Annotated in this window: 12 protein-coding genes and 1 tRNA gene; 9 read left to right on the forward strand and 4 right to left on the reverse strand. The window is 66.7% G+C overall.

The genetic code is table 11. The features are described from left to right. Window positions 1-11: 11 nt before the first annotated feature. From K9B35_RS02250 to K9B35_RS02290, 9 genes are all read left to right on the forward strand, one after another. Entirely contained in the window at window positions 12-650 is a 639-nt protein-coding gene (locus K9B35_RS02250) for a phosphoribosylanthranilate isomerase (RefSeq protein WP_224920177.1), read from the forward strand. A 55-nt stretch (window positions 651-705) separates the two neighbouring features. Then, window positions 706-2,556, forward strand: coding sequence for a DNA primase (gene dnaG / locus K9B35_RS02255; protein ID WP_224920178.1), 1,851 nt, complete (start codon window positions 706-708; stop codon window positions 2,554-2,556). A 53-nt stretch (window positions 2,557-2,609) separates the two neighbouring features. Then, window positions 2,610-4,634: an RNA polymerase sigma factor RpoD gene (gene rpoD, locus K9B35_RS02260; protein ID WP_224920179.1), complete on the forward strand. Its 2,025-nt coding sequence runs from the start codon at window positions 2,610-2,612 to the stop codon at window positions 4,632-4,634. Window positions 4,635-4,868: 234 nt separating this feature from the next. After that, the gene (locus tag K9B35_RS02265) at window positions 4,869-5,378 is read left to right on the forward strand and encodes a methanogen output domain 1-containing protein (protein WP_224920180.1); all 510 of its coding nucleotides are present in this window, start codon (window positions 4,869-4,871) and stop codon (window positions 5,376-5,378) included. Further along, on the forward strand, window positions 5,375-6,421 hold the full coding sequence (locus tag K9B35_RS02270; RefSeq protein ID WP_224920181.1) for a sensor histidine kinase: 1,047 nt from the start codon (window positions 5,375-5,377) through the stop codon (window positions 6,419-6,421). The genes K9B35_RS02265 and K9B35_RS02270 overlap by 4 nt, the downstream gene beginning before the upstream one ends. Window positions 6,422-6,450: 29 nt before the next feature. Next, window positions 6,451-6,894, forward strand: a complete 444-nt coding sequence (locus tag K9B35_RS02275) for a response regulator (RefSeq protein ID WP_224920182.1) — start codon at window positions 6,451-6,453, stop codon at window positions 6,892-6,894. A gap of 86 nt (window positions 6,895-6,980) precedes the next feature. Continuing rightward, a complete protein-coding gene (locus K9B35_RS02280; protein ID WP_224920183.1) occupies window positions 6,981-8,279 on the forward strand; it encodes an FAD-dependent oxidoreductase in 1,299 nt (432 codons plus the stop codon). 110 nt (window positions 8,280-8,389) lie between these two features. Then, window positions 8,390-8,466, forward strand: a tRNA-Pro gene (locus K9B35_RS02285). 126 nt (window positions 8,467-8,592) lie between these two features. Further along, window positions 8,593-9,174 carry an alpha/beta hydrolase gene (locus K9B35_RS02290; protein WP_224920184.1) on the forward strand — a complete coding sequence of 194 codons (582 nt, stop codon included), beginning with the start codon at window positions 8,593-8,595 and terminating at the stop codon, window positions 9,172-9,174. Window positions 9,175-9,178: 4 nt separating this feature from the next. Here K9B35_RS02290 and K9B35_RS02295 read toward each other — a convergent pair whose 3' ends face one another. From K9B35_RS02295 to K9B35_RS02310, 4 genes are read right to left on the reverse strand one after another with little or no spacing between them, the layout of a single operon-like run. Then, window positions 9,179-10,534, reverse strand: a complete 1,356-nt coding sequence (locus K9B35_RS02295) for an FAD/NAD(P)-binding protein (protein WP_224920185.1) — start codon at window positions 10,532-10,534, stop codon at window positions 9,179-9,181. Window positions 10,535-10,538: 4 nt separating this feature from the next. Further along, complete coding sequence (locus K9B35_RS02300; protein WP_412103429.1) at window positions 10,539-10,817, reverse strand: DUF6356 family protein; 279 nt, start codon at window positions 10,815-10,817, stop codon at window positions 10,539-10,541. Window positions 10,818-10,825: 8 nt separating this feature from the next. Further along, window positions 10,826-11,521 carry a UTRA domain-containing protein gene (locus K9B35_RS02305; protein WP_224920186.1) on the reverse strand — a complete coding sequence of 232 codons (696 nt, stop codon included), beginning with the start codon at window positions 11,519-11,521 and terminating at the stop codon, window positions 10,826-10,828. Continuing rightward, a complete protein-coding gene (locus K9B35_RS02310; RefSeq protein ID WP_224920187.1) occupies window positions 11,518-12,861 on the reverse strand; it encodes a formimidoylglutamate deiminase in 1,344 nt (447 codons plus the stop codon). The genes K9B35_RS02305 and K9B35_RS02310 overlap by 4 nt, the downstream gene beginning before the upstream one ends. Window positions 12,862-12,876: the final 15 nt, after the last annotated feature.

A 12,876-nucleotide genomic window follows, 5' to 3' on the forward strand; every position in this document is an offset into this window, starting at 1 on the left:
TGCCAGCCGCGATGCCCGTCACAGCCAAGATCTGCGGCCTGTCCACCGCCGCGACGCTCGACGCCGCGGTCGCGGGCGGGGCGAGCCATATCGGTTTCGTGTTCTTCCCCCCCTCCCCGCGCCACGTCACCTTCGACCAGTCCGCCGCACTCGCCGCGCAGGCGCCGGGCTATGTCGAGCGAGTCGGCGTGTTCGTCGATCCGGAGGATGCGCTACTCGACCAGGCGATTCGCTCTGCCCGGCTCGATGCGATCCAGCTCCACCGCGCGACGCCTGAACGCGCCGCAGAGATCGGAACGCGCACGCGCCTGCCGGTGTGGATCGCGGTCGCGGTCAAGACTCGCGCCGATCTCGACGCCGCCCATGCCTTTCGCGGCGCGGCGCAACGCATCCTCTACGACGCCAAGACACCCGAGGACGCCAAGCTCCCCGGCGGTATGGGCCTGCGCTTCGACTGGACGCTGCTTCGCGGCTTCGACCATCCCCTGCCTTGGGCACTGTCAGGCGGGCTCGACGCGGACAATGTGAGTGAGGCAGTCGCAACCAGCGGCGCACGGCTGGTGGATGTCTCCTCCGGCGTCGAAAGCGCACCGGGGGTCAAGGACAAGGCACGGATCGCCGCCTTCCTCAAAACCGTCGCGACGCTCTGACCCAACGCCCCCGCTTGCGGGCCGGGCAAGGGTTGGGCATGTCCGACTCAGCCCCATGAGCCTCACGCCCGCCTTTCTCGACGAGCTGCGCGCCCGCACCACGCTGTCCGCCCTGATCGGCCGCAGCGTGAAAATCACGCGCGCGGGCCGCGAGCACAAGGCGTGCTGCCCCTTCCATAATGAGAAGACGCCGTCGTTCACGATCAACGACGACAAGGGCTTCTATCACTGCTTTGGTTGCGGCGCGCATGGCGATGCGATCCGGTGGATGACCGAGCATGATGGGCTGCCGTTCATCGATGCGGTCAAGGAGCTGGCGCAGGCCGCGGGGCTCGACATGCCCGCCGACGACCCTCGCGCCGCGCAGCGCGCCGAGCGCGCCAAGGGGCTGCACGAGGTCATGGCGGACGCGGCCAAATTCTACTCCGACCAGCTCCACGGCATCGCCGGGGCGGAAGCGCGGGCGTTGCTTGAGCGCCGCCGCGTCACCGCAGAAACCGCGCGCACCTTCGGCATGGGCTACGCGCCTGACTCCCGCACGAAGCTGCGCGAGGCGCTCAAAAGCTATGGCGACGCCATGCTGGTCGAGGCGGGGTTGCTGATCCAGGTTGAGGGCAAGGAACCCTATGACCGCTTCCGCGGCCGCCTGATGATCCCGATCAAGGATGCGCGCGGTCGCATCATCGGCTTTGGCGGGCGGATCATCGGTGAGGGCGAGCCGAAATATCTCAACTCCCCCGAAACACCGCTCTTCGACAAGGGCCGCACCCTCTACAATCTCGATCGCGCCTCCGCCGCATCGCGCAAGGCCGGGCGGGTGATCGCGGTCGAGGGCTATATGGACGTGATCGCGCTCGCACAGGCGGGCTTTGGCGAGGCGGTTGCCCCGCTCGGCACCGCGATGACCGAGACCCAGCTGGAACGGCTATGGCGCATGGCCGACGTGCCCTATCTCTCCTTCGACGGGGACAATGCCGGGCAAAAGGCGGCGATCCGCGCCGCGCATCGCGCCCTGCCCCTGCTCCAGCCGGGCCGCAGCCTCGCCTTCGTCACGCTTCCGCCGGGCCAAGACCCCGACGATCTGGTCCGCGCATCCGGACCGCAGGCGTTCGAGGCGCTGCTCGGCTCTGCCCAGCCGCTCGCCGATCGCCTCTGGACCCACGAACTCGCCGCCGAGCCGGTCGATACGCCCGAGGCGCGCGCCGGCCTCAAGCGCCGCCTGTCCGACCTCGCCGCGACGATCCAGGACGGCAATGTCCGCCATGAATATGTCAACGAGTTCCGCCGCCGCGTCGACGAACACTTCGCGCCGCCCCCGCGCACCTTTACGCCCCGCAACCAGAGCCGCGGGCCGTTCAAACCGGGTCAGCGCTGGCAGCCGCCGGAACCGCCCCCCAGCCCGGCGGCCCATGCGGTGGGCACGGGCGGGATCGACCGGGTTCTGGCCAAGGCGGTGCTCGCCGGCCTGATCCGCCATCCCGCCGAGATCACGCGTCACGTTGAGACGCTGACCAGCCTCGCCCATGCTGATGGCGCGCTCGGTCGGCTGTTCGAGGCCGTGGTCGATGTCGCGCTGGAGGATCGGGCGCTTGATAGCGCGCGGCTGCGTACCATATTGGCGACGTCCGGTTTCGATTCACAAGCAGCGGAGTTGCTGCGCGCCGACCAGCTTCCCTTCACCTTCACCCAGAAGGAATGGGATGCGGGACGGGCCGCGCTCGACCTTGGCGAGGCGATCGCGGTGCTGGCAGCCCGGCCTCAGGTCGAGGCGGCGCTGGCAGAGGCAACTGCGGCGGTGCAGGCGCGTTTCAGTGACGAGGCATTCGAGCGTCAGGTCGCGCTGGTACGGCGAAAGGCGGAGCTGGAAATGCGGCTCGCTAATCTGATGCTTGCGGACGAGACGTAATTAGGTGATTAGGGCGGCGTATAATTGCCGCCATATGATTTCAAAGGCAGTCGATGGCTAAGGCAAATATGGCAGACGATGGGGATTCGACCGAGACGGGCGACGCGCCCCTGATCGATCTCAACGAAGGTTCCATCAAGAAGCTGGTCGCTCGCGCCAAAAAGCGCGGCTACATCACCGTCGACCAGCTCAACGAAATGCTCCCGCAGGATCAGTTCACGACTGACCAGATTGAAGACGTCATGTCCGCGCTCAGCGACATGGGCGTCAACGTCGTCGAAAATGAGGATGTCGGCGAGGACGACCAGCCCGAGGACGACACGCCCGACGAGGTCGATGCCGAGAGCAAGGACGACGAACCCGCCTTTGAAATCGCGAAGAAGAAGGAGGTCGTCGATCGCACCGACGACCCCGTGCGCATGTATCTGCGCGAGATGGGCGCGGTCGAGCTGCTCAGCCGTGAGGGCGAGATTGCGATCGCCAAGCGAATCGAGGCCGGCCGGGACACGATGATCCTGGGCCTGTGCGAATCGCCGATCACCTTCAATGCGATCATCGGCTGGTCCAACGCGCTGAACGAAGGCACGATGCAGCTTCGAGAGATTCTCGATCTCGACGCGATGCTGTCCAAGGGACCGTCGGCCGAGCAGGTCGAGGGTGCCGAGGCCGATGATAATGGCGAGATCAGCGAGAAGACCGCCGGCGCCAGCTTCAAGGAAGAGGAAGAGCCCGAAGAGGCTCCTGCCGATGAAGACGATGAGCTGACCGAACGTCGCGCCCCGCGCATTTCGGACGAGGAAGAAGAGGACAACACCCTCAGCCTCGCCCAGATGGAAGAGACGCTCAAGCCGCAGGCGCTCGAGCGCTTCGCGAACATCACCGCGATCTACAAGAAGTTCAGCAAGGTTCAGCAGAACCGGCTCGACGCGATGGCGGCGGGCGGCGAGCTGTCCGCGAGCGACGAGAAAAAATACCACAAGCTGCGCGAAGAGCTGACCGCAGAGGTCGAAAGCGTCCAGTTCCACAACGCCAAGATCGAATATCTGGTCGATCAGCTGTACAGCTACAACCGGCGCCTGACCGCGCTGGGCGGCCAGATGCTGCGCCTGGCCGAGCGCCACAAGGTCAGCCGCAAGGACTTCCTCGACCGCTATGTCGACCATGAGATGGACGAGCATTGGCTGGAGTCGGTCGCAAAGCTCGACAAGAAGTGGGCCGCGTTCGTCACGAATGAGGCCGCCGCCGTCGATCGCATCCGCGTCGAAGTCTCTGAAATCAGCCAGCAGACCGGCATGGCGCTCGGCGAATTCCGCCGCATCGTCAACATGGTGCAAAAGGGCGAGCGCGAGGCACGCATCGCGAAGAAGGAGATGGTCGAGGCCAATCTCCGCCTCGTGATCTCGATCGCCAAGAAGTACACCAACCGCGGCCTGCAGTTCCTGGATCTGATTCAGGAGGGCAATATCGGCCTGATGAAGGCGGTCGATAAGTTCGAATATCGCCGCGGCTACAAGTTCAGCACCTATGCGACCTGGTGGATCCGTCAGGCGATCACGCGTTCGATCGCCGATCAGGCGCGCACGATCCGCATCCCGGTCCATATGATCGAGACGATCAACAAGCTGGTCCGCACCAGCCGCCAGTTCCTGCACGAGCAGGGCCGCGAGCCGACGCCGGAAGAGATGGCCGAGCGCCTCTCGATGCCGCTCGAAAAGGTCCGCAAGGTGATGAAGATCGCCAAGGAGCCGATCAGCCTCGAAACGCCGATCGGCGACGAGGAAGATTCGCACCTCGGCGACTTCATCGAGGACAAGAACGCGATCATCCCGGTCGATGCCGCGATCCAGGCGAACCTCAAGGAAACGGTCACCCGCGTCCTCGCCAGCCTCACCCCGCGTGAGGAGCGCGTGCTGCGCATGCGCTTCGGTATCGGGATGAACACCGATCACACGCTCGAAGAGGTCGGCCAGCAGTTTAGCGTGACGCGCGAACGCATCCGTCAGATCGAGGCAAAGGCGCTGCGCAAGCTCAAGCACCCAAGCCGCAGCCGCAAGATGCGCAGCTTCCTCGACCAGTAAGGTCATATCGTCAGCCGCATGGGGACAGGTTCGTCCGTCCCCATGCAGCGGCGAGGTGGATCTGTCCCATTCGGATAACCCCTTGCGTCGGTTCCGGATTTGGCCTTCACTCGGGACAGACGGTTAAGCGGCGGCGGCTGACCGACGTTGGCGGACACCGCATCTCGGCGACGACGAATTTGACTTGCTTCACGCAAGCATAACGCGTCGAGCCGAAACAGGGGGCGATGGCGCATGCAAGCATCTGAACTCGATCTGCCGCTTGAACGCGATGTGTTTTCGCGGACGTTGATCCGCGAACTCGCCGGGACGCTGCAGGACGTAGTCGGCCTCGATGACGCATCAGGCTATATCAGCGTCGTCGGCGTCGCGGTCGGTGAACAGATCGACCACCAATATCGCAGCGCGCTCGCCGTCGATCGCCTGACGCGGGCGCAGGTCACCGACGTGCTGATCGACCTCAAACGCCGCATTCAGGGTGATTTCTTCGTGATCGAAGAGACCGAGGATCGGATCGTGCTTGGCAATCGCGCCTGCCCGTTCGGCGAACTGGTGCGCGACCGCCCGTCGCTGTGCATGATGACCTCCAACGTATTCGGCCACATCGCCGCACAGAATCTGGGCTATGCCGCAGTCGATCTGGAACGGACGATCGCCGAGGGGCATCCCGATTGTCGCGTGACCGTCTATCTGCGCGCGAGCGACGACCTTCCGCTGACCGCGCGCGCCTATCACGGACGGTGACCACGCTGCTGTCTCAGGATGCAAAGGCCCTGCTGGACGGGCTGGCGGAAGCGACGCTGGTCGTGTCCCAGGACGGAACCGTGCTCGGTCTGAACCGGGCTGCCCAACAGCGGCTCGGCAGCGATCTTCCGGGTCACTCTTTGTTCGATCGCCTGGCGGGCGACGGGCAGGACGCGTTGCGGTTCATTCAGCGCTGTTTCGGCTCATCTGCACCGCTGGTCGGTGCCCTTATCGTGTCCGACGCACGCGGTAGCGAGCGGCTGAAATGCCGCGGCAATCGCATCGCCCTGTCAGACGGTCCGGCAATCCTGCTGCGCATGCTCGAAACCGACGAGGATCGGTTCGGCGCTCTCTCGCGCAAGGTGCATGAGCTTCATGCCGAGATCACCCAGCGCAAACATGCTGAGGCGGTGCTTCAGGAATCGCTGCGGGAGCGCGAGCTGTTGCTGCGCGAATTGCAGCACCGGGTGAAAAACAACATGCAGATGCTCGCCGGAATGCTGCTGGGCGCCGCGCGTGAGGCGACGAGCAACGAGGCGCAACTCGCGCTGCGCGATGCCGCCAACCGCTTCTCGGCGGTCAGTGTGGTGCAACAGCTGCTCTATGGTTCGGGACGACTTGATACGATCGGATCCGAGGCGCTGGTGAACAGCCTGCTGGCAAGTCTCGCCGGCATGACCCGCGCCCCGCTCGAAACCGCGAAACATGTCGATCCGGTCGATCTCCCGATCGAGCCTGCCACCCCGATCGCGCTCGTGCTCAACGAATTGCTGGTCAATGCCGTCAAGTATGGCGTGCCTGCGCAGGGTAACCAGCAGATCGCCGTCGAATTTCGGCACGATGCGGGGCACATCACGATGATTGTCCACGACAATGGCCCGGGCATTGCCGGCCCCGACGCGCAGCGCCGGGCCTCCGGACTTGGCCTCGTCCGCGCGCTGCTCCGCCAGCTTGGCGGCAGGCTCGATATCGAAAATCAGGGCGGCGCGCGCTGTATGGCGCGGTTTGCGTTGCCGGCCCCACGCGCGGGAGAGTCGCAATGATCGGCCTCGACACTGCCATGATTTGGACCATGACCGTTCCGCCCCCCGGAGACACGCCGGGATCGGAGCCGGGCTTTGGGCCTGAACCCACAGCGGATCGCGCCCGGATTCTGGTCGTCGAAGACAATTACTTCGTCGCCTTGAGCGTCGAGTCGGCGCTGCTGGACGCTGGCTATGACGTCCTCGCGGTCGTCGATAGCGGGGAGGAGGCGCTGCAAAGCGTGGCCGACGCCGCCCCGGATCTGGTCCTGATGGACATCCGACTCGCCGGAGAGCTCGACGGGATCGACACCGCGGTCGCGCTCCACGGCATGAACATCGCCAGCCTGTTCGCCAGCGCGCATTGCGACGACGCGATCCGGGCGCGTGGCGCAGCGGCCGACCCGCGCGGCTGGCTGGTCAAGCCGTTCACCGACGCGCAGATGCTCGCCGCCGTCCGCCTGGCGCTCGAGACGCCACAGAAAGGGCACTGACCCCGCGCGCCGCACGGCGGCGACCATTCCCCTTGCCCTTCCCCATTTCCCCGCTAGCCTCTGCTAACAACAGAAAAGGACCGGGCATGCGGCATATCGCGGTGATCGGATCGGGGCCGGCGGGCTATTATACCGCAGAGGCATGCCAGAAGCAGTTCGGGGAGGATGTCCGGGTCGACATCATCGACCGGCTGCCCGTCCCGTTCGGCCTGATCCGCAGCGGCGTCGCGCCCGACCACCAGTCGATCAAAAGCGTATCGCGGCGGTATGAGGCGGTGGCGCTCACCGACACGGTCCGCTTCGTTGGCAACGTCACGGTCGGCAAGGATGTGACGATCCCCGAATTGATGGGGCTGTACGACGCGGTGGTGCTGGCGACCGGCGCCCCGTTCGATCGCCCGCTGGAGATCCCCGGCGCAGACCTTCCCGGCGTCACCGGATCGGCCGCGTTCGTCGGCTGGTATAACGGGCATCCCGATTTTGCCGCGCTGAACCCGCCGCTCGGCGGCCCCGGCGCAGTCGTGATCGGCAACGGCAATGTCGCGCTCGACGTCGCCCGCATCCTTGCCAAGACGCGTGGTGAGTTCGCCGGATCGGATATCGTCAGCCCCGCGCTCAATGCGCTGGTCGGCTCGGGGATCGAGACGATCACCCTGCTCGGCCGCCGTGGCCCGCACCAGATCGCGATGACGCCCAAGGAACTCGGTGAGATTGCCAAGCTAACGCGCGCCGCCCCGGTGGTCGATCCCGCCGACTTCCCGCCGAATCTGGACGACGCGCTGCTCGAGCCGGGTCATCGCAAGGCGGTGACGCATCTGCGCAACTTCGCCGCGGCACCTGTCGACAAGCCGGTCCATATCATCTTCGACTTCTACGCCATGCCGGTTCGGATCGAGGGCGATGGCCGCGCCGAACGGGTCATCGTCGAACGCACGCGGCTCGATGAACGCGGCGCCGCGATTGGCACGGGCGAAACCTATGCGATCCCCGCCGGTCTCGTCGTCTCGTGCATCGGCTACCGCACCCCGAAGATCGAGGGCGTGCCCTATGACGATCGCGCGGGTCGCTTCGCCAATGACGAAGGCCGCGTCCTGCCCGGCCTCTACGCGGTCGGCTGGGCGCGGCGCGGACCGACCGGCACGATCGGCACCAATCGCCCGGACGGCTTTGCCATAGCGGAGAAGATCGCCGAAGACGCACCGGGCGGCAGCGGCAAGCAAGGTCGCCCGGGGCTCGATGCCCTGCTCGCATCACGCAACGTCGATGTCGTCACCTTCCGCGACTGGCAAAAGATCGACGCGGCCGAGATCGCCGCCGCGCGCAGCGATTCCCCCCGGGAAAAGTTCACCAGCGTCGCCGGAATGCTCGACGCACGCGGCGACTGAAAAAAGCACGCTGGGGCGCTTGCACAGCCGCAATGTGCTGGCTATACGCGCGCCTCCAAGCGACGCGGTCTGCCCACCCGGGGCCTTTGACAAGGACTTCGCCGCTCAGTCGGGGAATAGCTCAGCCTGGTAGAGCACTGCCTTCGGGAGGCAGGGGCCGGAGGTTCGAATCCTCTTTCCCCGACCATTTACCTATCACTTGACTAGGAATAGTTGCGTGGCGGATAGAACCGCTATCGCGACCCCTGCCCGCGGCCATGCAACATTGCCCCGCGACAGAGCGTTTCGCGTTCGAACGGGAGACCTTCCGCTTATGACCGCGCTGACCCTCGCCAATCCGGCCGACCGCTTTTCGGTCCTCACCATCGCCGACCGTCATGCCGGCGCCCCCATTTGGAGCGACCGGCTGGGCTGGCCCCTGCACGGCGACAATCATGTCGCGCTCGACACGCGCGATGCGTCGCGCCGCAACATTTGGGCCAGCCGCATTGACGATGCCGTGTTGCACGCCGACCGCGCAGTGCTGCTCGTCGCCGAAGGCGTCGGATGCACCGCCGCAGCGTGGTGGGCACGGCTCTCGCCCCGGCATTATTCGGAGCGAGTCGCCGGTGCACTGTTGTTCGATCCGGTCGCACCCACCGGCGAAGCAGGTGCCCTGCTCGCCTCGCCCGGCATCGCCCTGCCCTTCCCGTCGATGGTCGTGACCGCACGCAATCGCGTCGCCACTGTGGATGAGATGCAGGACCTGATCGGTGGCTGGGGCAGCCAGTTGATCACCGCCGAACGTTCCCGCACTCCGGGTGCCTGGACCGTGGCGCAGCGGCTGTTGTCGCGCATGACGGCCGCCGTTGTCGCGCGCGACATCGACCGCGGGCTCGCCCTGCGCGGCGAATAGCGCCCTAAAGCCCCTCGCCGCCAACCCAGTGCGCGTTGGACAGCCGCCGCGCGACATCCCAGGTCTGGCGGCGGATATCGGGTACTGCGACGATCTCCCAGAACGCCCCGCGCGTCATCGGGCCGAGCGCGAAGATGCGCGGATTGGCGCGGCCATCTGCGCCGATCACCTCTCCCGCCCCGTTGACGTCGATCCCCAGATGCGCGGCATCGGGCCGGATTGCGCCGGACTCACGTAGGGCAACCAGCAGCGGATCCGTGGTGCGACCCAGATCGCCCAGTGGCCCGGTGCAATTGACCACGCGCCGCACCTGAAGCGTCTGCGCCGTATCCGCACCGCGCGGCCGCCAGTGGAGCGAGACCCCATCAGCGCTGGCATCGAACCCGAGCGTCTTTCCCGCCACCACATGCAGTTGCCCCCGCGCCGCCATCGCGTCGAGACGGTCGGCCACCTGTGGGGCAAGACGATGGCGATGCACGTCCCACCATGGCCGCAAATGGCGCAGGAAACGGCCGCGCTCTGCCAAGCTCGCATTGGCCCACATCGGCTGGGTAAACGGTCGCAACTCGTCCACCGCATTGCGCCAGCCGATCTCCGCCGCCCGCGCGCGGACCTTCCGGACCAATGCCGACGCCACGGTAGCAGGGCGTTCATCGATCCGGTCCCATGTCGCGCCAGCCTCATGCCGCCGAGGCAGCAACCCCCGCCGCGACAATGCGACGATCCGCCCGCCAAAGCCGCGCGCCTCCAGCATCAGCGCGACGTCGATCATGGTAAGGCCCGTGCCGATCACCAGCACGGTGTCGCTCTCGTTCAGCCCGTCGGCGATATCGCCGGCCCACGGATCGCCCTTGTAGAGATCGTCCGGCAGGGCCGCCGGGTCGAGGCCCGGCGGGGCGTGCGGCGGCAGATTGCCGACCGCCAGCACCGCCGCGTCGGCGCCGATCCTACTCCCGTCCGCCATCGCCAGCGAAACGCCGTCCTCCTGCTGGTCGAGACCTGCCACAGCACCGCGCACGATGGTCAGCCGCCCGCCGCTCCTCGCGACCGCCGCATCGAGCAATTCGCGCAGATACGCGCCATAGGTCACCCGCGCGGCAAAGGCGTTGTCCGCATCCGCCACCCCGCGCGCCGCCAGCCAGTCGGCAAAATGCCCCGGCTGGTCGGGAAAGGCGCTCATATTGCCCGCACGGACATTCAGCACATGGCTGGGGTGCGCCGCGCCATAGGCGAGGCCAAGGCCCGGCGTCGCCGCACGCTCGATCAGCGTCGCGCGCGGGCCCTTGTGCCGCAACAGGTTGATCGCCTGCAGCGTGCCCGAAAAGCCCGCGCCGACGATGCCGACGTGCTCGATCCGCATATCCCTAAATCTCGTAGTCGAGCTGCCATTCAGGGGCGGCGAAGGCGGGCGGCTCTTTGGAAAAGGCTGGCTGGCGCGCCTTCATCGTGGCGTAGAGCGACTTCACCGTATCGCTCGCCGTCCGCACAAACAGCACAGGCACGACCGCATGGACGATGCAGGCCAGCCCGCCACCAACCATCCGCACCCCGAAACCGGCGGCGGTGGCGAAATGCTCGCCATAGCTCTCGCCGACATCGCGCGGATGGTCCAGGAACAGGCGGTTGAACATCTTCGTCTCCATGCAGGCCGCTAACCGCGCGGCGTGAAATCCTCGACCAGCTGGTAATGCTCGCCCGGAAAGATCTGGCGCGCGAACGTCACCGGCGCCTTGCCGCGCCAGGTCCAGCGTTCGACCTGAAGGCACGGCGCGCCTTCGGTCAGCTTCAGCCGCCCCGCCGCCTCGGCGCTCGCCCCCACCGCCGCGATCCGGTGCCGCGCATCAGTCCACGGGATGTTTGCGAGCAGCCAGCTGCCCGGCGCGGTCGCGGAAAAATCCGCATCCGCCGCGCCCGGCGCAGCGGCGAGGTCGAGCCAGCGCTCCTCCCAGCCGAACGGGGAAGGCCCGGCATGATGCACCCCGGTCAGTACCAGCCACCCGCTGCCCGACCCGCGCACCGGGAAGCCAGCGGGCGCGCGGCGGTGGAGGTTCACCGTCAGCAATTCCCAGCGATAGGCCTCACCGCGATCAGCGATCAGTGCGGCGATGTCCGGCACACCGACCACCGGGGTGCGGATCGCCGGCCGTGCGACAAAGCTGCCCGCACGCCGCTTGCGCTCGATCAGTCCCTCGCTGGCGAGCCGGCTCAACGCCTTGTTCGCCGTCGCCCGCGCGCAGCGATACGCCTCCATCAGCTCATATTCGGTCGGAACACGCGTTCCCGGCCCCCATTCGCCCGAGCGGATGCGGCCTTCGATCTCGCCGCGAATGCGCGCCTCGATGCTCATGCCAGCAGCTCGCGGAGCGCAGTGCGATAGCGCGCCTCGATCGCCTCGCGATGCCGGTGCCGCCCGCCCGCGACCTGCTTGACGCCGCCGCGCCACACGCAGTCGATCGGGCGGCGGCTGGCGAAAATCCAGCTGTCGATCAGCGCGTCGCCGCTGCGTTCGGCAAAAGCAGGATCGGACCGATCCAGCGAGATGATGTCGGCCGGACGCCCTGCCGCTAGCCCGGTCTCGACGCCCAGCGACTGGCCACCACCGCGAACCGCCACATCGAACAGCCGCGCCCCAGTCGAAGGCTGGACATCGCTCGCCAGTTGGTTGCGTCCGCGCAAGGTCAGCCGCTGGCCATACTCGAGCAACCGCAACTCCTCCGCCGCATCGATCCGCACGTTCGAATCGCTCCCGACCCCGATCGTGCCGCCGCTATCGAGAAACGCGCCCGCCGGAAACAGCCCGTCGCCCAGATTGGCCTCGGTGACCGGGCACAAGCCAGCAACGGCACCGCGCGCGGCGATCTCTGCGACCTCAGCGGCATCGACATGCGTCGCATGCACCAGCGTCCAGCGCGCATCGACCGGCACCGCGTCGAGCAGCCAGCGCACCGGGCGCCGGCCGCTCCACGCGATGCAATCCTCCACTTCCTTCATCTGCTCGGCGATATGGATGTGTACCGGCCCGCCCTTCCCGATCGGCAGCAACGCGCCCAGTTCGTCCGGCGTCACCGCGCGCAGGCTGTGCGGCGCGATGCCGATCACGCCATCCTGCGCCAAATTCGCCGCCGCGCGCTCGACCAGTTCGGCAAAGCCATCGACATCATGGACAAACCGCCCCTGCGCCGCGCCCGGTGCCTGCCCACCAAATCCGCCATGCGCATAGAATACGGGCAACAGCGTTAGGCCAATCCCCGTCGCCTCCGCCGCCGCCGCGATCCGCCCGCTCATCTCGGCGGGATCAGCATAAGGCGACCCGTCCGGCGCATGGTGGAGATAGTGGAACTCGCCGACGCGGGTGAAGCCACTCTCCAGCATCTCGGCATAGGCCAGTGCGGCAATCGCCTCGCATTGCTCCGGCCCAATCTTGGCCACGAAGCGGTACATCAACTCACGCCACGACCAGAAATCGTCGTTCGACGCGCCGCGCACCTCGGTCAGCCCCGCCATCGCGCGCTGAAATGCATGGCTGTGGAGATTGGGCAGGCCCGGCAACGCCGCGAAATGCCGCTCATCGGACCGCTCAGGTTCGACCCCAACCTCCACCCGCTCGATCCGCCCACCCGCCAGCGTCAGCCGGACGCGATCGGTCCAGCCATGATCGAGCAACGCAGTTTCGAACCAGAGCGCCATGCGAATATGTCTAGA

The sequence above is a fragment of the Sphingomonas sp. R647 genome, assembly GCF_020177055.1.
In the GTDB taxonomy this organism is placed as follows: Bacteria; Pseudomonadota; Alphaproteobacteria; order Sphingomonadales; family Sphingomonadaceae; genus Sphingomonas.